We start from the raw sequence: 20,363 nt of genomic DNA, 5'->3' as shown, positions 1-20,363 counted from the left end.
TCCCTAAAAGTCTAGTAATTTAGAGCTTTTAAAGTGTCTCAAAAAATATTTGCAACTAGCCCTAAATTCTCACGGTGATACGCCGATAGGTACAAAGTGAGTCAATTAGGCTTTGTTAATGTTTCAAAAGGGGAGGACATAACATGTCACGCACAGTAATGATCGTGGTCAGCGATAACCAGGAAACTATCGAAAACGCAAAGAAGTACTGGGAGAACCATGATGTGACAGTTCAAGCATACTCGTCGTCACAATGGCGCGATGGTCTTGATAATGCATTTTTCAGACAACAACTAATGGCGGGTGTACCAGCTTTGGTTTCGGGCTCTAGCCCAATCAACTCTGATGTTGGTGGAAACGTAATTCAGTTTCCTACAGTAACGCCGTCTGCATCTAGCGTGCAAAAAATGGAAGAGCTTGAAGCTCATGCTATTGAAAACGCTATCGTGCAATACAAAGGCAACCTTACTGAAGCTGCTAAAGCTTTGGGAATTGGTCGCGCAACTTTATATCGCAAAGTGAAGCAATACCACATCGATCCTTCTGCTGCTCGCAAGAAGAAAGTGGCTGCTTAAGACCCTTTTGAAAATTGGAATTCGAACCGAGTGTCGACCGCACTCGGTTCTTTCTTTTTTAATCACAAAAATGATGAAGCGAATATCTGCAATAGTCTTTGCAACCTTCTGCGCCTACGTGGGCTACAAATTTACATTGCATCAAAGTTTTGTAAACCCGTATCCCGTGGTCTGTGACATGGTCGCTGAAAAAATTTATCTTGATGATAAAGATATTCTGCCGTGGAAGCGCACTTGCTTAAGTCGCAGCCATTTGGTCACACCGTTTTCACCAAAGAAACTTATTCTTAAAGACATCAATAATGTTCTAGATATTTTAAACGTCTCGCACCTTGAAGTTTTTGATTCTTCAGAAGTCAAAACAATCTGGAAGGGTGAAAGTCTTGAAACCGGTATTGAAAGTGAATTCGTCGATAGTGAACTGGTGATTTTCAAAGTTCACAAAGATTCGCCGGCCGAAAAGCTGGGAATAAAAATGGGTGACGTCATTAAAACCATTAATGGTGAACAGCCCAACCCGTGGGAGGCGCAAAGCCAATCCGGAGCGTTTATCCTAGAAAGAAAAGGGCAAGCGCTAAATTTAAATTTAAAAGCTGCAGATATAAAGCGCACTGAAAAATTAGAATTGCAAAAACTTAGCACTAAGCATGCGCAAATAAAAATTCCTTCCTTCCGTGCTGAATTTTTCAAAGGACCAGAGTGGTCTGAAATTCAAAAAGAGCTTTCTAAAACCGAGCGGCTTGTCGTGGATGTGCGCGGGAATATCGGCGGGAACTTTGTTGCTGGATTAAGATTTCTTTCGTTCATCCTTTGTGATCCCCAAGAAGTGGGAAGACTGATTCATCCAAGGGCAAAGACAGGACATATTGAAGAACTCCCGAACGAACTTTCTGATGATAAGCAGCTTGCCGTGTTAGATCGCAGCAGGGAAGTGATTCTAAAAACGTTTCCCCCAGCTGAATGTTACAAAGGAAAAATCGAAGTCCTTGTTGATGGCAAAACCTCTTCTGTGGCAGAAATGGTGGCGCAGGCTTTAAAGGAATTTAAAAAAGCCCGCCTACTAGGGGCCCCAAGCAAGGGGCAACTGTTAGTGGGGGTTTGGTATCCCTTAGATGAAGTGGGCCCAGGAGTAGAGATTTCCATTCCTGAGGCACTTTATCTGAGTCACGGAAACCATCGCATTGAGGGTAATGGGGTGCAGTTGGATAAAGTTCTTTACTATCACCTTCCTGAAATGCAGGCGGGCGTTGATTCTTGGGTGAAACAGGCCCTCGACTAGACCCGCAACTTTTAGATTTTTGCGAATCAAAATGAGATGATCATTTTAATACGTCAAACAAGTTTTGTTCGCGTGTTCATCTCTTTTGCATTCAAAGAGAATAGATTAAACTTATAAACGGCACGCCTTTCGCTACTGCTATCTTAGTGTCTTTATCCGACGATGTCGGGGCGAGGGGTAAAAAAATGAGGACTGCGACAGTGATCGAATTTCCTAAATCTCAGTCATTTAGAAAAACGCTTCAAGACAAAGCCCAAGATCGTAAAGCGGCCTTGGTTCTTTCGTTGGCTTCGGTTTTAATCACCACCGTTTTTTTAAATCAATGGATCTCTGCAGGGACGGATTCAAGTTTGGCAGAGGGCGGATCACGTAATATCGCAAGCTTTGAACCCAACGCTTTTGCTAAAGACATCAAATGGGAACATTCCCTTGCTAAGGAATTAGCAGCTGACAAAGCAGCTTTGACGGGCAGTCTTGCAGAAAGCCTGACGGTACGTGATGAATTGATCTTTGGGTTTTTAGAAGGTCGTTACGGCATGAAGCTCGCTCAGGGACGGATTGAAACTTTAGAATTCATCGATGCGCAAGCAGGTGAACAGCCAATGGCGATCTCTGATAAAGTTGAATTTCTTAATAAGTACGCTGATGCTATCGGCTTAAAATACGCTGAAGTCAGCCGAGTGGCGCAAAGCTCGGGCCCTGAAGAAGTTTACAGCCTTATTAACGATGAAAAGCAGATCATTGGTCACGCTCGTTTCACGGTGGATGAGCAAGGTCGAGTCCAGCAGATCGCATTCAGTCAGTAATTAGAGTAAGCCACACAAAATAAACTTTAGTACGCTCTGTCCCAGGCCGATACGATCAGTATGCTATTTCCTGATTTATCGGCTCCAGAAATTAAGCCCGCATCATCAAACTTTAAAAAGCCTGCCATTGTTTCAGTGGCAGACCGCTGTCTTGCGCTGCTTTTAGATTTTCTAATCTTTTCACCGATCATAAGTCTTTTCATCGCAGGCATGGTGCGAAAAACGAAAACGTTTTTCCTTTTAAATTCTGTTTCAACAGAAGGCTCCATCGGTATCGTTCTAATTCTTTTAATGATCATGGCTTTGATCGTAGCCTTGCAAACTGTCTTTCTATTTTATTGGCAGGCAACACCAGGTCAGCTTTACAGTCAGATTCGCGTAGTGGCTTATCCAGGAAGTAAACAACGCCTGACTTTAAATCAATGCGTGAGCCGTTCTTTCTTCTGGTGCTTCAGTTTCTTTGGCTTGGCTTTGCCATTTCTAGAAGTTCTTAGTCATCCCTTAAGAAGAGCTTTCCATGAGCGCGCTTCTGACACGATGGTTGTGACCTTAAAAAAAGAATCTGATGAAGGTCCTCATCCGATTGAATCAAGATTTATTGGTTCTTGGATGCGTTTAAGCTTTTTGCTTTTGATTTTATTTGGCGTTGTTGGTTTTTTTAAGTCTTACAACACTTTAGTTGCTGGCGGTTATCGCGACACGGGCAATGACTCTGGTTACGCGTGCTCGGATATCAAAGATAAAACTCTTTCTGCCGAAGCTCGCCTGGATTCAGCCCTGACTTTGTATTTTTTAGAAGCAGTCAGCCCGGAATGTTTAAATAAAGAAGCGGAAGCCGTCTTATGGGGCAGCAACGAACAACTGCAAGGTCTTGCTTACGTGGCAAAATATGTTTTAGCCGATCAAGAAGACCAACAGAAATATTTAAAACAAATCTGCAGCGAACAATCTAAAAACTGCGCTTTGGCTAAATACCTTAGCGAAGGCAGCGATAAAAATGAGCTTAGCAAGGCCGATCAAAATCTTTTAATAGTGAAGTTCTTTAATTCAGAAGAACTTTTTGAACAGAAAAATTTCAACGCAAGTCTGACAGTCGTGGATGAATTGCAAAAACATCCGCATCTAAAATCAGCATTAGAAAAACGTTTCGTTCGTTCTGTATGGGCTTTAAATGAAACTCAAAGATCAAAGACATCAGGCCGCAGTCCTGCAAGTGCAAACAAACGCACGTGGCTTGAAACTTTTAAAGAAAGGTATGAATTTAAATGATTCTGCCTTGCCCAGAGAATTTTAAAGAGTTTTCGCGCCTGCCACTGACGTGGACTTTGGCCATTTTAAACATCTTTATTTTTCTGCTGATCTTCAGTGGCAATAAATCAGCTCTTAGCACGTCGTCGATGTTAAACCGCGATGGCTTAACATTAACTGGAAGACTGTACTTTCAATACATTGAATCTCTTTCTGAAAAAAGCCGCGCTGATAAACCCACTTGGATTCAACAAATCAACCGCCAGGATCCAGAACAAATAGGGGTTCTTGGAGCCTATGCCCTTAGAGACGCTCAATTCGTTAACGGCGCTGAGAAAATGGCATTTAAAGGCGACCAAGTTCAGATCTCGCAATGGCGGGAAGATCTTGCAGAATTTAAAAAGAAGTATCAGGAACAAATCCTTTTCCGTTTCGGTATTAGCTCCAGCGATAAAAGTCCCTTAGCGTGGATCACCTATCAGTTTTCGCATTCGAACTGGCTTCATCTATTCTCGAATTTAATATTCCTAATAGTCATGGGGGCTGCGGTTGAAACCCTGGCGGGTGGATTTGGCGTTCTGCTGATTTATGTGTTTGGTGGGTTTGCCGGAGCCGTGGGATTTCTATGGTTAGAAGGCCAAGGAACCGTGCCGATGGTGGGTGCTAGTGCTTCGGTCAGCGCCTTATTAGCTTTTTATTGTATCGCTGAAACTAGAATGCGAGTTCGCTTTATCTATTTCCTTTCACCGATCCCCGGCCACTGGGGTCCAATCTATCTACCGACTCTTTTGATCATTCCTTTATTTTTGCTAGTAGACCTTGGCAGCCTTCTTTCAAACCCGGAAGGGCTAGGGGGAGGGGTCGCTTATGCCGCCCATCTTGGTGGCACCGTGTTTGGCGCCGTTATAGGCTGTCTATTTCGTTTACGCCGTCCCACTGTCGTTGCCTCTTAGGCTTTCTATAAAAATTATACCCCCATTGACGTATTATTACGGGTAGGTCACATTACCGCTCAGAGGCTGTACATCACCCACCAACAGAAATGGCGGACCCGAATGAAGCTAACCAAGCTCATTAAGTCAGTGATTGTTCTTTCAAGTTTATTTGTTTGTGTAGTGGAAGCTGCACAAAATTCTCCAGTGATTCCGTACTATGGGGAAGAATTTTATGCCGCTATAAATGCAGGCGAGAGCGATGAAACTTTGGTTTATAAAATCAAAGCTGTGCTTCGCAGTTATCACGTAAAACAAAATGGCAAACCTGACCTTATTGTAAAGTCTTGCTTAGAGCAAAAAGGCAGCCCATGTTATGCGCACACTCCAATCAGCTACGGTGAAGCTAGAAAGTTCCTGATGGGGAAATTCTATCTTCACTCTGACGGTGCCGGTGGTTACACAGTCAAAGATGTTTACTGTGATGTTGAAAGACCGGCGCGCGATTTCCGTAAACAAGCTCCTAAGCCAAATACCATTCCTGACAATAAAGTGATCAACGTAGAGCACACATGGCCACAAAGCCGTTTTGCTCGTAAGTTTTCTGATGATCTGCAAAAATCTGATCTTCACCACTTATTCCCAACTGATTCTCAGTTGAATGCGATCCGCGGGAACAATCTTTTCGGCGAAGTGACTACTGACCTTATTGATTTAAAATGCCCAGCTTCGCGCTTCGGTGTTGGTTCTGCCGGCCCCGAGGACGTGTTTGAGCCACCTCAACAGCATAAAGGCAACGTGGCTCGCGCTTTGTTCTATTTCTCAGTTCGTTATGACCTTTTCATCACTGGTGATGAAGAGAAGATCTTGCGCAAATGGCACCGTGAAGACCCGGTAGATGATGAAGAAATGCGCAGAAATAACGAGATCTTTAAGGTGCAGAGCAACAGAAACCCTTTTATCGACTTCCCTGAGCTCGTCGACAGCATCTCTAACTTCTAATTCCTTGTATTTTCTTAGAGATATTTAATAAAGCTCGCTTCTTGCGGGCTTTTTTTATTAAAATCTTAAATAATCTGTTATTACCTTCTTGCAATCCGATTTTTGTTATGCTGCAATCATTTTTACGGGAGGGGTGATACCAAGGAAGGTCTCGGGGAGCATGATGTTCTCACCTCTATTTTTGAATAATTAAAATAAGGCCTGCTGCAAAGCGGGCCTTAATTTTTTGTGCAGCCGTTAGACAGTCTTTTCTAAATTTCAAAGCCGAAGATGCAGACTCTGCAATAAACCCCACAAGTGCTATAAATACCCCGAATTTTTCCGTGAGGTTTATATGAAAAAAATGGTCTTATTTTTTTCGGCGATGCTGATGTCTTCAGTGTCATTCGCTGAAGGCCGTTCAGTTCTTTACTCTGAGTGGTTTAAAAGCCAACCAAAGCACGTTCAAGAGGCTTTAACTGACGATCAGGTCGTGGTGACGACTGCTGAAAAAGCTGAAGAGATCGTTGGCAACCGCCACGAACTTCGTTTGGATTCTACGGGCTACCAATCCAATGTTCCTACCGGCGACGGAGGCCAGCTTCTAGTTCTTTATAAATCCCGCGTATCCCAAAAATGGACTGTGATTGCGATCATGGAAGGCATGAATCGCTACGACTATCAAGACGGCAGAATCGGTGCTGGCGCCATTTATCATATGGATAAAAAAGCGCTGAGAGTTGAAATCACTGAGGCAGGCCGCAACACTTTATTCCCTGCGCGTACGGCCGAGGCTGAATACGTAACGCCGCTAACTGATAAGTTGGTGGGATATGCTTCATTCAGATATTCAGATTATCAACAAGCTGACGTTGTTAACTATTTGGCATCTTTAGCTGCTGAATACTATGTCAGCGGCAAAGACATGCTTTATTTACGTGTGTTTTTATCGCGCGATAATTTCGCAAATGCAAAAGATGCGAATTCAGCGACAGGAATGATCAAGTACGTTCGTTTTATCACTGACGACAACCGCGTATGGGTATATTACGCAAACAGTGTAGAGCATTATGCCCACAGCTATGATTCCGGTGTTGGCCAACTTAAAGGCAATACGTACGGAATTGGTGGTTCTTATAAGATTTCAAAAAACTGGTACGTTGAAACGAACCTTGAGTATCAGGACCGCAGAAACTCTGACACTAAAAACTACGTGGTCATGTTCTCTATCATCCGCCGCTGGTAAGACCTTTTCGCTTCATAGATCCCCAACGGTGATCTTTCTTAAAGGCTTTAAGCACGCCCTCAATTCTCCAGAGGGCGTGAACTTGGCGATAGCCGAAGTTTTCTAGAATCGAAAACATAAATATTTTTGTTAAAGATGGGAAGTGACGACGATTTTCGTCAAAGCTATCGTCAATCATCGCAGCGGCATAGGTCACAATACTTCCGTAAAAGATACTGATAAAGAATAACAGCACTTCCGCATACTGACCGAAATAACCAAAACCAACGCCGGCTACGATTAAAAAGATCGCGAAGAACTCGATGAAGGGACTTAATAAATCCACAAAAAGAAAATACGGGAATGCGATAAGGCCCACAGTGCCGTAACGTGGATTCATCAGTAAGCCTTTGTACTTCCATAATACTTGGGCAAGTCCGATAGACCAACGACGACGCTGTTTTTTTAAGGTGCGCCAGTCACTAGGAACTTCTGTCCAGCAGACAGGTTCAGGTAAGAAGACGATTTGATAAGGGATCTTTTTAAGTCGGTGATAAGCGTGGAGGCGGACCACAAGATCCATGTCTTCGCCTAAGGTGTCTGTCTGATACCCGCCCACCGCTACGACAGCGTCCTTTTTGAAAGCTCCAAAGGCTCCGGAAATAATGATCGTGGCATTAAGAGAATTCCAGCCCACGCGACCGCAGAAGAAAGCGCGGATGTATTCCAATAACTGAATTGCCGGAAGGAATTCTTTAGGGAAGCGGCGTTCAGTGACGCTTGAGTTTTCAAGCTTATTGCTATTAATAACTCGAATCGTTCCGCCTGAAGCAATGGTCGTGGGATCTTCTAGGAAAGGAGCCGTGACCGCAATAAGGGCATCTTGCTCTAATAAAGAATCAGAATCTACACAGCAGATTAATTCTTTGGATGCGTAATCAATTCCGACGTTCAAGGAATCAGCCTTACCTGAATTGAATTTATCAATGACTGTCAGGTTCGGGAAGATTTTAGATTTATAAGTTCCACGCACGATGCCTTTTCCAAGGTGAGACCAGCGAGGCAGATTTTCTGCATAAAGCGCAAACTTTTCCTTTAGGATTTCTAAGGTTCCATCTTTAGAACCATCATTTAGCACCATCACTTCATAACGCGTGTACTGAAGGTGTAACAGGGCCTTCGTGGATTCTTCAATGGAACGCTCTTCATTGAAAGCGGGTGCTAGAATGGTAATTGCAGGTGAAAAACTTAAGTGATCCATTTGCCCGGTAAAAGGCTTTAAATTCTTACGCTTTTTCACTGACAATAATGCCAAGACCAGAAGCAACATATAAAAGCTATTTACAGCGATAAAATAATAGGCCGTGTACTCAATACCCGGAAGACCGTATTGAATGAAGATCTGGCGCAGGGATTCGTAAAGACTGATGTTATCCATAGGTCCCTGCTCCCATATTGATGGCGAAGTTTTCAAAGGCTTCTTGTAAGCCGACGACTTCTTCTTTGTTAAGCGACTGGAAAAGTTCTTCTTTTAATTCAGGGCGAATGACTAATAGCGAGCACATCGCTAAAAAGCGAATTTCTAATTTTTTGTGCTGCCTTAATCCTTCTAAAAGCTTTTCTGATTCGACGTCAGGTTCGATTGTCAGGCATAGCAAGTGGCTTTTAAAAAACAAGGTGTCGTTCTCGTCATTACGAATCATTTTATTTAAAGACTCACGCACAGCAGGCAAACACTCTGTCACTTTGAAAGAATGAATGACTTTTAAGTAAATCTTTTTAATTTCGTTTTTTTGCACTTTTCTAAATGAATTCACAAAGAATTCTCGTTGATAAGAAGCAAGGGTGATCAAGATTTCTAATAAAGAATCCTTGCGTTTTTCATCCATCACCGATTGCAGTGCCTGTTCCAGCGCGGGAATGTGATTTGAGTTTTTACGCACGATAAACTTAATAGCAGAAAAGCGAATATAGAAATTTCGATCAGAAATAAATTTTCCTAAAAAAGGTAAAGAGCTGTCATCTTGTATAGTTTCAATTCGCGCCATCGCTCGCAGGCGTCTTGCGAAACTAAACGAGTTCAGCGCTTTATGATCTAGTTTTAAATATCCAAGGTTTTTATAAAGTTCCACCAGGGCAGGGCGGGCTTTCGGGGAAAGACTTTGGGCAACGACGATAATGGCATCGCGGAATTCTTTTTTTAAACGGCGAGATGTGATCTTGTCCAAAGTTTCTTTTGGAAACTCAAAACCCAAAGAAAGATCTACTAAAGATTCCATCCAGTGATTTTTATAGGTTTGCCTCTTTTTTTGCAGATTTAAGCGGCGAGAACGTTCCACGCGAATCACAATACCAATTAAAACCACTACGATCAGTTCAAGAATGATCAATAAAGTTAAAAATAAGTGATGGGATTCAGTTAGAACCTTTAAAATTTCCACAAGCCCACGACACCGTAATAGTTTTGATCAATCAGCTCGCCCCACGAACGAGTGAAGTTCACGCTGATATCCAGTCGATCGGTTGCAGAAAATCCGGCACCTAGGTAAAGAGTTTTAAAATCTTGTTCAACACCCACATCTTCTAGGCTACGCCCCCAAGCATAGGACATCTCTGTGAAAAATCGTTGAAACAACGGCGCTAATTTTAAGCTGATGCGGTAGGCGTTAAGATCATCGTTGGAAGCAGACAGGTAAGCTGTCGCTGCAACAAAACTTTTATCACCAAGGTAATAGCGATAAGTTAGTAAAAACAATTTAAGATCTTGGGCTGAAAATTGGGCTTCGCGGTAGCCTACGCCCAGTTCTGATGAAGGCAGGGCCGTGAAGATCTGGGTTTGTGTCGACCAATATGGTTTGCGTTTGTCATTCTGGCTGACTTCAAGATCGTTTTCCCAGTACCAAGTGTCTTGAGCTAGCGTAAAGCCCGCAGTCGTCGAAAGATTTGAAATCGTAGGGCCATTGTTTTCATAAGACCCTGCAAGATAGTGAAGTCCTGCGCGAAGATTTCTTAGAACGCTATCATCTACTGATTTATAAAAATCAGCATCCACGCGATAGCCCTTATAAAGGTCCACGGTTTCTTCAGATGAAAGGCCAGTCACGACATCCACCGATGCGTAAGATGAAATAGAAACAAATAGAAATGCCAGAACCAAGTTCATCAATTTCACTAAAAGGCTCTCCACACGAGGCATTAAATCGGCTGTTGTTTTAAAATCAGCTGGATCTTTGCTAAAAAGATATGAGGATTGATAGGCTTTTGGATAAAGTCCATAGCACCCACATTTAGACTTCTTAGAAGCGATTCGTCTTCTTTACTTGCCGTAAGGACGATCGATCTAAAAGCAGTCCCTTCTTGTCGCAGATCACTGATCAATTCTATGCCATTCTTGCCGGGCATGAAAAGGTCCGTAATCAGAAGATCGAACTTCTCTGTGCGAAAGACTTGCAGTGCTTCAACGCCATTTCTCACTCTGGTAACGGAAAACCCGCTCTTAGTAAGAGTACGCTCTGTAATCAAAGCGTCGGTGTCGTTATCTTCTGCTAATAGGATGCGTATCTGAGGTGAGTTCACAGTCTAAATCTAGCGAGGCCAAGTTTGTAATGTCAAGCGTACGAAGTGTGGCTCACGTCAACAAGGTGCGTGAGCCGCTATTAGAAGAGCTTAGAAAGGAAAATGACTGTAGAAATTGAGTAACAACTCATCGCTATTTGGCACTTGGCCTTCATTCAAATCGATGAGCACGTCGTTAACTAAAAGCAGATCCATCATTGATGCCTTGCTGTTGAACACGAGGCCACCCAAATTCTGTTTACCCCAAGGGGCCCAGAACATTGGATAGCATTTTAATTCCTGGGAAAGAGCATCCATGAACTGGGTCACGGTGATGTGTGGTGTGGAAGCTAAGTTTTTAATTGTGCTGATTTGTTCATCAGAAAGTTCGCTGCAGTAAATTTGCTTATTTTTAGCAGAACGCTCTTTGTTGACGAATTTTAAGCGGTGGTTGGTCTGCTCAACAAAGTCGGCTGTGAACTCTTCAACAGTGACCGCTTGTGCATGAAGGCTGAAAGCGAAAGTCAGGGCTAATACGACCTTTTTCATAAAAACTGTCCTTTGTGAATAGGGGCAATTTATATGAAGTTTAATGAATGGAAAAGGGCAGGCGAAACTCCGTGAAGTCTTTGCAGTGCTGTTAAAAAAAAGCCTCCGTCTGTGGGGAGGGAGGCTTGATAAATTGAGCTTTAGCGAGGCAACAAGGCTGCCGCATCAACGGCGCCTGGGGCGTTTGCTAGGCCGGCTCCGATAGGCTTATCAGGAATAGCTACAAACGGACGAGCGGTGGACTTTAAAATTTGAGTCACTTGTTCGGGGGTCAAACTTGGATTCGTCGCTTTGATAAGGGCAACGACACCAGTAACATGGGGTGCTGCCATCGATGTGCCGCTCATCTCGCCAAATCCAGTTGTAGATTCGGTAGAATAAAGGGGAAGGGTAGACACAATGTCAGATCCCGGTGCAGCTATATCGACATGATTTCCATAGTTAGAAAACTCTGAACGATTGCCGTAAGTATCAGTGGCAGCTACGGAGATAACTCCCGGGCAAGAAGCTGGATAGTAATTGAAATCCCCTGAGTTTTTATTGCCAGCAGATGAGACAACGACAACTCCAGACGAAATAACTCTTCGAAAAATCTCCGCTTCATAGGCCCATGGTTGACTTAGTCTTCCCAAAGATAAATTAGCAACGTCTACTTTTAATTCTACAGCCCAATCTAAAGCCCGAAATATGGCTGAATGGGGGCAGCCCTCCTCACAGACCTTAGCAGCATAAATGCGCGCTCGTGGCGCCACTCCCGTGAAGCCATGGGCATCAAGACTTCCTGCAATGGTTCCTGCGACATGGGTGCCATGGCCGCTATTGTCTGTCAGATCATAAGGAAGTTGACCTTCAATGAAATTCTGACCTTTTTCGAAATTTTCTTTTAGGTAAGGGTGGGTATAGTCAATTCCAGAGTCTAAAATCATGACTCTTGCGCCAGCCCCATGATTGGAACGCTTCCAGGCTTTCATGGTTTTTGTTGCTAGGATCCCCCAAGGTGTTCGAGGGCCAGGACGATATACAGAGGAAGTCTCTAACGGATAGGGAGTTTGATGAGGTTTGAAGTCAGCTTCGATTTTAATTAAATGGTCCTCACTCACATCCTGCACATAAGGATTATTATGCAACTTGCTGATGGTTGCTTGGTCTGCATTTCTAATTAACGCTACGCCAATGTTAGGCAAGATTTCTAAATCTTGGATATCAGAAAGATCAGTTGAGGCATGGCTCCACTGAATAGATGTGTTCTTCCATACAGGAAGGTCTTTAAGAGTAACTATGGTCAGCCCGGTATTGGCGCTTGCGAATAATGGAAATAAAAGGAAGAAGAAATAAATTAATTTATTCATGGATTATCCAAAAATGAAAAAGGGAAGACCATTGCGGTCTTCCCTTATAAAAACAAATTACCAGCTGATTGAACTTTCATCGTAACCGAATTGAGTTAAAGCATCTTTATACATGCCTTTGATGAATTTCTGTGCTTGGTGAGGTTTAAGCCCCAAAGCGGCTGCAGATCTGTTAGTCAAATCGCGCATAGCTTCTTTTTCGCCAAGGCTCAGTTGTTTAACTGCTGCCAAAGCATCTACGTATTCAACTCCGAAAACGCTTTTGAAAGTTTTCGCGATGTCTTTTTCAGAAGTGAATCCACGTTCCATCGCAGACACAGCCCAAGAATTCAAAGATGTCGCAATTGCAGTCGCCTTGTTTTTTTCAAAGCCATACTCAGTAACTAATGTTTTAGCAGCTTGGGTAATAAGAGCTTTTGAGCCCTCTGCTTTTAAAGCAGCAAAGCTAGTGTCAGATGCGTCTTGGGAACCTTGTTCATTGATAGCCCAGTAACCGTCATAACTTCCGAAATAAAGAAGTCCGTTATTCGGGTTGTATAAGAAGGCGTCAGAAGAAACGTCAACCACCCCTTGCACACTTCCAACAATACCGACGCGTGTTCCACCTTGGTAATTCACAAGGCTAGAAGCAGAGATATAGTAAGTGATTCCATTTTGAGTGTACTGACCGATACCATACTCGTCGAAGTAGATAGCCACAAGTTGATGTGAATTAGGATCTTCCGATGCTTTTACGCGCACGCCGTTTTCATGAAAGCTGCAGCTTGGTTTTGGTTCAGAGCAAACTCTGTCGCCGTAAAGTGATTTATATGGATAATATACAGCGCCGCCGCCACCACCACCGCCTCCGCCGCCACCGCAGCCGTAAAGAGAAAGGGAAAGTGCAGCAAGACCCGCCAATAGAACGTTCAGTTTCATTAGATCTCCTAATACAAGAATTTGTTTGGCAGGTTTTAGGAAAAGTCCTGTGAAAGAGCAAATTACCATCACGAAATTTAAAAAAAATTTTAACAACAAACGCGAACGATTTTTACTAATTTACGAATGTCCGAACAATGAAGATTTACATTCCACGAATTTCCGAATGCCATAAAAAAAGGCGCTAGTGACAGCGCCTTTTTAAAAACAAAAGTTCAAGATTTTCGAATATTAATAACTTAGTTTTACCCGTAAAAGACTGTCACCACAGTAGTAGTCAAAAGAATGTGCGCTCTTTATTCCGCTAAACACAGGCGTATCCATTGGACGACAGTTTTTAGCAGATTTAAATCTTAACCGTGCCGGTGAAACCAACTCGATGGCAGTTCCATCTTTTGCAAACACAGGCACCACCATCTTTACACCACGACTAAGTTCGGAACTTTCAGTCGTAAAGAGCGCTGGAATTTTAGTGTGACCGTTGCGTGCGTCAATCAAAGTCAGTGGGAAATACAGATTTGTCATCAGCATATCAGGGAAAAACGTATAGCGTTCAAAACTGCGGCTGATAACTTTTTCGCCTTCTAAGTCATGATACTGAATTTCTGAATTTGTAAGCACAAAAGCCCCTTTGCGATACAGGCCCGAAAAGACGGCGCGCACCCATAGAGCTGAATCAAACTGACTGCGTTCTGCTTTTAAATTCTGATCTAAAAGTTCCCAGTTTTTATTATCAAACAGGCTTAAGCGCTGTTGGCGTAAAAGGCCTTCACCAAACCAAAAGCTGCCGGCGAATTCGTCGATGCCATAGTCAAGGGATTGAACTTTATCAACCCGGGTATCAAGGATATTGCGGTAGGTTTCCTGATTAACGAAAAGATCTAAGGACATGAAGTTTTCAATTTTGCCATTGATAACTTCAGCAATAGCAAAGTCGTACAAATAAGAAGGCTTAGCTTCAGAGCCTTGATTTTTTGCTAATAAAACCGGAACGCGACCGGCAATCAGTTGCTCGCGTCTTGGTTCAATCACATCAATGATTCTGTATCCATTATATTCAACCAATGTTTTCAGTTCGTTTTTTTCATTAAGATAGTAAAAGCGAACTTCAGCAGCTTCGTAATCTTCTGGATTTTCCCAGCGCTCTTTAAGGCCGCGTTTTTTATCAGGGTTTTTGCCGCCACCAACCCACGCCGGGCGTTTTGTGTTACCTACTTTTTGCCAGTACAATTGAAACGGAGCTGGGGCTAAATCTGCAGAGTACCTAAAGCTTTCCAGCAGCTTCATTGATTTATCAAAAACAAAAAAGGTCATGGGTGAAGGCAATGGTTCGTCAAGCTCGCTGTTATCTTCATAAACACCCATTACGTATTCACTTTGACCATCACCATTTAAATCCAGGCGGGTCAGAATCTGTTCACGCAAATTATCAGCGTCACCTTCAACCTTGATTTTGGTTCCACCGACAGCGTTGTAAGACCCATCACGTGCGTCAGCCACGATCCACATTTGCCAACTATTATCTTGTTGTGACAAAGCAAAGTAGTCCCGTTGCTCTGGATGGCCGTCCAAGTTTTCTTCTATTGGTAAAAAGGACACTCGGGTCTTAGGCATATTGTTGATTTTAAAAGTTTCAACATCGGCTGAAACCAGCTCCGGTCCGACGCTGACGGTGACTTCGCTTTCAAACACATACCGACGGGTTGCTTGCTGATGAAGGCTGACGTCAACTGTTAAGTCCAACTCGCTAGGGATCCGTGAGTGCGACGGATCAGCGGCATCAACCAAAGTCATCATCACAACATACTTACGCACTTCATTTTGTTTCCAAACCCCAGGGTATGGGGCTGATTCTTTGATCGCCGTAATCCACGGGCGAACGGCTTCAAGATGGGGCTTGATGAATTGCGCGTTCATCTTTATTGCATTGACGTCGACTTCTTGCCATTTATTCACAAAGGAAATTTCAAAACTCAGATCCTTGGATTTGCGATCCCAAAGTATTTCAGACTTTTCTTTTGTTGCCGGAACGATCAAAGGTTGCGGTTGAACATTCAAGGCTTGTGCAACATCCAAATTTCCTGCCACAGAATATTTTGTGTAAATCTGATTTTCAGGACTTAAAGAAGATCCCTCTGCATGGGAACCACCGGCAAGAATAGAAAGATTTTTCTGGACAGGACGCGCACCCAAAACCAAACGGGCATAGATTTCGTCAGCAGATATTCCGCGCGCCATTAATTCTGCAACGGCCGCCGCAACGTAAGGGGAAGCTTGGGATGTTCCACTTAGGAATTCATAACCCAGTGTAGATCTAAAGCGCACCGGGCGGCGACTTTCTGGGTAAGTGCTTAAAATGTTAAGTCCCGGAGCTAAAATATCTACACCACTTCCGAAGTTTGAAAAGTGCGAAAAGGCTCCATCAGGACCGGCCGCTCCGACACAAATAACATTCGGATAGGCGCAAGGGCGAAGAAGAGCACGGGTAGAGTCATTTCCCGCAGCAGCAACGATGATGACACCACGGCTTTGGGCTTCGGCGATCACTTTTCTCATGAAGTCAGAATCTTTTGTCTGTGGCCAACCCATAGAGAAATTAATCACTTTTGCGCCGGACCGCATGGCGTAGATCACTCCACGCGCGACCATATCACCAAGAGATTTATTTATATGCGCACGTTCTTTTTCATACGGAGTATCATAGATCGATAAAGGTTTTAAGGGTTCACTAGGTTGAACGCCGATCACTTGAACCGGCAGAATTTCAACATTATCGCTTAAACCACGAACTCCGATATTGTTATCAATGGCTGCCGCGATAATCCCTGAAACGTGGGTGCCATGACCTTGTTCATCCGTGAAATCGGGGCGTCCCATGATACCTGCGGCGTTGTTACCACCTAATAAACTCCAACCTTGGCAATCTAAAGGGTAACCATTTTTATCTTGATCTACTTCAGGGTTATTTAGATTCATCCATTGTTTTTCGCAAGTCTTGCGATCTTTATCAGCAAGACAGGCTTCAAACTTTTTTAAAGCAATACATTCAGAATCTTTGCGAACAATGATGCTTTGTAAATCGGGATGGTCCTTTTGAATTCCTGTATCTAAAACCGCCACGATGACTTTGGTTTTAGCTTTATAATCTAAAGGCAAGCGAACGTCTTCTTGGGCCCGAGCTGGTATTTTATAAGTGTGCAAAGGATCCAAATCGATCATTTGCGGAAGGCCTTGATTATTGATTCCCCATTGCAAGTGAGAAAAAGGATCCGCCGCCAAAGCAGCGCCCGCAAAACCTAAAGTAAAAAGAATAAGAGATAAATGTCTCATCGGAAGCTCCCAAGGCTCTTATCTAACTCGATCGGGGATATTCTGGTTTTATTAGCAAACATTTGAATAAGACCGTTGGCATAATCAAATTTTTTCTTTGGATCACCCAAAGTGTTAGAGAAATATTCGATGTCACCGTCTTCATCACCTGTACGGAAGCCGTTCATGCGCACGAAGTAAATATAGTTATCTTCGCCCAAGAACTTCAGCAGTTGAGGCAATGGAATTTCTTCTTCTAAGACATAGATCACATTCGTCATCCACTGAGTTTGGGATTTTTTGTCTTTTGGATAGCTCGCAGAAAGTTTTAATAACTTTTCCATCCACGGCAGCATGCAATCAAAATATGTTCCATTCACCCAAGAGCCGGTATAATTCTGCGTGCGCTCTTTTTTGTGCATGTCTTGTTCTTCGCGGCACTCGTTAACGAATTTAGTTTCACCCGCTTTGAAGTTACCATTTCCAAGAACTGTGACCATGTCCTTGTACATTTCCTTGTCATGGGGACGGGCGTGACGGCCCATTTTCTCGCTCAGCTTTTGGAATAAACGACCGATGAACTTTGCTTTTGGAACGGATTTTCCATCTTGGTCAGGTTGTAAAATCAGATCACGGATTTTATCTAAGCCTCCTGGCAAAATCGAAAGATTTGCAGTGATACGATAAAAGTCGATCGCTGTCACATTGGCAAAGGCTTCTTTTTCTATCAGACGGTAAGATGCCACGGGCGAATCTTTTAGCTCGCCTTGAACTTCATCAATAAGTTTTAAAAACTTTTTGCGGTTTAAATGCCAACCGCCCCATACGTGCTGGACAATCGCCACTGACGGGTACTGTTCCGCATTTTTTGTAAGATCAGATTCGGTGACGACAGTTCTCCAGTACGCTTTACCAAAAGGTGTGTTGGCCGGGTTTGGATCATCTGAACGGGCTAGGTCTACTCGGGCTTTCGGTGACCATTTGTTCATGATTCCTTCAAACCAATCAAAGGCAAAACCTAAAAGATCACGGCCTTTCAATTCCCCACGTTTATTTGCAAAAAGGGTGATTTCCTCGTCTTGAGGATTTAAGTCAGGAGCTTCCTCACTGCGGGGATACAGGATTTTTAAAAGATGATCTTCATTAAACTTGTTCACTCTTAGGGCAAAAAGTTTAGTTCTGACCTCGCGAGTTTTTAAGTCATGATCAATTTCAAATTTTCTATGCTGAAACCGAGCATATAGAATTTCAGGATCATTTTCTTTAAAAAGCGCGCGTAAAGCGGGTTTTAAATTGTCGCGTGTTCTAATGAATTCTTTAACGAACTTAGCATCCTTGTTTTCTGAATCAATGTATTCAGCATATTCAGGATTGTAATCAATAACGAAGGCATCGGTGCTTAAGTCAGCCCAAGTTGTGCTGGCACGGACGCGCATCACGTTGATGAAGTAATTAAGATCTAAGCTCATTCCCAGGGCTTTCGCCGTTTGCGAACGAACGTAAACTTGAATACCTTCTTTGGTGCGCATAAAGCTTGTTTGTCGAAGGATCGCGCGATTGCCATCCACGCCCACAGCCACTGAATTTAAGTAATTTAAAGGTGAAATACCCAACAACACATCAAGGGACGAAGAAGCTTGGGCATAAGCAGACAGCGCGATCGAATCAGTGATGGTGAACACTTCGCCTTCACGCAATTCTGCTAAGAAAGCATCTAGCGGCTGGCGGTCTGGTTTTCCTTCTTCGGTGGATTTAATTAATTCGTTTTGATCTAATACGCTTGCTAGTTTCTTCATGAAGCGTGGGATTAAAAGGTCTTTCCACGAAACCTTCGTTCCCTCTTGCAAAGAATTTAAAGGACGAACGTGAGTGTAATCACGCATCACCATGATATTGGCGCCACCGAAAGGACTGATTTTCGGCAGCCCCTCTAAAGTCATAAAGTAACCCAAGCGACCGGCAACACTGACGTTATCTACAAGCTGAATCGGTGCCGAGCTGCCGAAGTAGGTGCCTGTCGTGACATGGCGGGTAGCCGCTAAATTAAATCCCCCCACGGGTCCGCCCCAAGCTTCGACCTTTTGATATAGAGGTTCATAAGGACGTTCGCGTATGTGCTGAAGAATTCTTTGGGTCATTTCTTCACGGCGTCCTTGATAAAGATCGCCGACAGATAATAAGTCTAACTTTTCGTTGATGTGATTAAGAACGGTGCTGATGGCTGCGGATTTACCGCGAATTCCCATATAACGATTTAAGTCACCATCTTGGAACGGGGATTGACGATCCCCATGGGCAAAACGCTGCGGAAAGCCCGGAACAAATTCGCGAGTGACCTTACCGTTCGTCACTAAACCCGAATGTGAAGTTAGGTTTAAGTCAGGCAGTGGCCATCCTGCTGTGTTTTTAAGACTAAATAACTCTAAAGCATTGTGAGCACGGTGTAAAAGTTTAGCAAGAATTAAACCTTCTAACTCTGGGGGGAACGCGCCGGCACGAACGATGTCAGCAAAATCATTATAGCGGAATTCTGAAAGACGGCGCACTAACCAGCGCACATCCTCGTAACTTGCAGCTGAAAAAGATTCTGCCGAAGGATGATTGATCACAACATGTCCTGAAAGAATAGAACCGAATTTGGCAGAAAAGCGATTGATACTTTCTGGAACTTCCACCAAAGAAAACGGCAGAATTAAAGCACGGTAAGCTCTGTAACGGGAATAGCGTTGAACTGCGGGAAGTTGTTTTGGATTGTTTGGATCTGGAGCATATCCCCAATGAATATCAAAGTATTCAGCCATCGCTGGTTCAAGAACAGCGTCAGAAAATACAACGGAGTGATTTTCTTTATTGTCTTCCACCACCCACCCGCGACTTTCAAAGTCAGAGATCATGGATTCCTGGGCATTTGAAAGGAACGTTTTCTTTTCTTCTTCGTTTCTAAAATAAAGGCGCAGGTTTTTATAATACTTTGGTGACGGGAGGTAATATCCCAATTTGCGCAACAAAGCCGCGCGCATAAGGACAGTGTGGGTCAAACGACTTAAACTTAGGCGATAAAAAAGATTTGGATTTTCAAGGGACTGAACTCGGGACATGTAGGTGAATGGCAAGGCGGCTTCTTCTGAAAGGAATTGAACACCTTTTGTGCCGGTGGGGTATGTGCCTGGTGCTTCTTCGATGGCTGGATAAATGCGGTTTTGCCACATTTTATTTTCTAAGGGATTTAAAACGCTAAGATCTTTACCCTGTTGTGCAAGGGCTGCTGCTTGCCCCACATCCACGGCTTGTCCAGAAGTGTTGATTAAATCCGAAGCGGGTTTTTTAATGCTATTCAAAGGCAGAGAGACGCTCTCGGCACTAGCACGGGAGGCTATAAGCAAACCCGCTAGGGTGGCGATGAGGAGTTTAATTTGCAGCATAATACATCCCTTCAAGGGTGGTGTTAAAACGAACCTCGGTTCAATCCGCTCCTCGAGAAAAGCAAAGAGCGGGCCATAATTTATGAATTTGAGTCGCGCGGGGCTTGCCACGCCGAAGCTTTAGCGAAGGCGGGTAGGCAGAAGCTTGTAAGACTTACAGCTCTGTTCAGATCTTTAACGAGATCAAATCGCTGCGTAGGTACCAAGAAAACAAA

Annotated in this window: 16 protein-coding genes; 7 read left to right on the top strand and 9 right to left on the bottom strand. The window is 43.5% G+C overall.

Annotated features, from left to right (window positions below; all coding sequences use genetic code 11):
* Positions 1 to 143: 143 nt before the first annotated feature.
* From MNR06_RS06825 to MNR06_RS06795, 7 genes are all read left to right on the top strand, one after another.
* Positions 144 to 575, top strand: coding sequence for a helix-turn-helix domain-containing protein (locus MNR06_RS06825; RefSeq protein ID WP_243540403.1), 432 nt, complete (start codon positions 144 to 146; stop codon positions 573 to 575).
* A 70-nt stretch (positions 576 to 645) separates the two neighbouring features.
* A complete protein-coding gene (locus MNR06_RS06820; protein ID WP_243540402.1) occupies positions 646 to 1,854 on the top strand; it encodes a S41 family peptidase in 1,209 nt (402 codons plus the stop codon).
* 185 nt (positions 1,855 to 2,039) lie between these two features.
* Positions 2,040 to 2,660, top strand: a complete 621-nt coding sequence (locus MNR06_RS06815) for a hypothetical protein (RefSeq protein WP_243540400.1) — start codon at positions 2,040 to 2,042, stop codon at positions 2,658 to 2,660.
* A 60-nt stretch (positions 2,661 to 2,720) separates the two neighbouring features.
* Positions 2,721 to 3,929 (top strand): RDD family protein, encoded by a 1,209-nt coding sequence (locus MNR06_RS06810; RefSeq protein ID WP_243540398.1) that lies wholly within the window; start codon positions 2,721 to 2,723, stop codon positions 3,927 to 3,929.
* Positions 3,926 to 4,861, top strand: coding sequence for a rhomboid family intramembrane serine protease (locus tag MNR06_RS06805; RefSeq protein ID WP_243540396.1), 936 nt, complete (start codon positions 3,926 to 3,928; stop codon positions 4,859 to 4,861). Before MNR06_RS06810 ends, MNR06_RS06805 begins: the two co-directional genes overlap by 4 nt.
* Before the next feature lie 102 nt (positions 4,862 to 4,963).
* On the top strand, positions 4,964 to 5,842 hold the full coding sequence (locus MNR06_RS06800) for an endonuclease I family protein (RefSeq protein ID WP_243540394.1): 879 nt from the start codon (positions 4,964 to 4,966) through the stop codon (positions 5,840 to 5,842).
* A gap of 334 nt (positions 5,843 to 6,176) precedes the next feature.
* A complete protein-coding gene (locus MNR06_RS06795) occupies positions 6,177 to 7,067 on the top strand; it encodes a YaiO family outer membrane beta-barrel protein (protein WP_243540389.1) in 891 nt (296 codons plus the stop codon).
* Here MNR06_RS06795 and MNR06_RS06790 read toward each other — a convergent pair.
* The 9 genes from MNR06_RS06790 to MNR06_RS06750 all read right to left on the bottom strand — a co-directional run bounded on the left by MNR06_RS06790 (position 7,051) and on the right by MNR06_RS06750 (position 20,064).
* On the bottom strand, positions 7,051 to 8,484 hold the full coding sequence (locus MNR06_RS06790) for a glycosyltransferase family 2 protein (RefSeq protein WP_243540388.1): 1,434 nt from the start codon (positions 8,482 to 8,484) through the stop codon (positions 7,051 to 7,053). The two genes, MNR06_RS06795 and MNR06_RS06790, sit on opposite strands and share 17 nt — an antisense overlap.
* Complete coding sequence (locus MNR06_RS06785; RefSeq protein WP_243540386.1) at positions 8,477 to 9,487, bottom strand: hypothetical protein; 1,011 nt, start codon at positions 9,485 to 9,487, stop codon at positions 8,477 to 8,479. Before MNR06_RS06785 ends, MNR06_RS06790 begins: the two co-directional genes overlap by 8 nt.
* Positions 9,475 to 10,218 carry a hypothetical protein gene (locus tag MNR06_RS06780; RefSeq protein ID WP_243540384.1) on the bottom strand — a complete coding sequence of 248 codons (744 nt, stop codon included), beginning with the start codon at positions 10,216 to 10,218 and terminating at the stop codon, positions 9,475 to 9,477. The genes MNR06_RS06785 and MNR06_RS06780 overlap by 13 nt, the downstream gene beginning before the upstream one ends.
* 23 nt (positions 10,219 to 10,241) lie before the next feature.
* Complete coding sequence (locus MNR06_RS06775; RefSeq protein WP_243540382.1) at positions 10,242 to 10,622, bottom strand: response regulator; 381 nt, start codon at positions 10,620 to 10,622, stop codon at positions 10,242 to 10,244.
* Positions 10,623 to 10,712: 90 nt separating this feature from the next.
* Entirely contained in the window at positions 10,713 to 11,150 is a 438-nt protein-coding gene (locus MNR06_RS06770; RefSeq protein WP_243540381.1) for a hypothetical protein, read from the bottom strand.
* A gap of 140 nt (positions 11,151 to 11,290) precedes the next feature.
* On the bottom strand, positions 11,291 to 12,499 hold the full coding sequence (locus tag MNR06_RS06765; RefSeq protein WP_243540379.1) for a S8 family peptidase: 1,209 nt from the start codon (positions 12,497 to 12,499) through the stop codon (positions 11,291 to 11,293).
* A gap of 57 nt (positions 12,500 to 12,556) precedes the next feature.
* Complete coding sequence (locus MNR06_RS06760; protein ID WP_243540378.1) at positions 12,557 to 13,417, bottom strand: hypothetical protein; 861 nt, start codon at positions 13,415 to 13,417, stop codon at positions 12,557 to 12,559.
* 231 nt (positions 13,418 to 13,648) lie between these two features.
* On the bottom strand, positions 13,649 to 16,747 hold the full coding sequence (locus MNR06_RS06755; protein WP_243540377.1) for a S8 family peptidase: 3,099 nt from the start codon (positions 16,745 to 16,747) through the stop codon (positions 13,649 to 13,651).
* Positions 16,744 to 20,064: a hypothetical protein gene (locus tag MNR06_RS06750; RefSeq protein ID WP_243540376.1), complete on the bottom strand. Its 3,321-nt coding sequence runs from the start codon at positions 20,062 to 20,064 to the stop codon at positions 16,744 to 16,746. Before MNR06_RS06750 ends, MNR06_RS06755 begins: the two co-directional genes overlap by 4 nt.
* Positions 20,065 to 20,363: the final 299 nt, after the last annotated feature.

This window comes from Bdellovibrio reynosensis, from assembly GCF_022814725.1.
Taxonomy (GTDB): domain Bacteria; phylum Bdellovibrionota; class Bdellovibrionia; order Bdellovibrionales; family Bdellovibrionaceae; genus Bdellovibrio; species Bdellovibrio reynosensis.
Note: the sequence above shows the minus strand (reverse complement) of the source record. Positions and strands in the feature narration are given on the sequence as shown.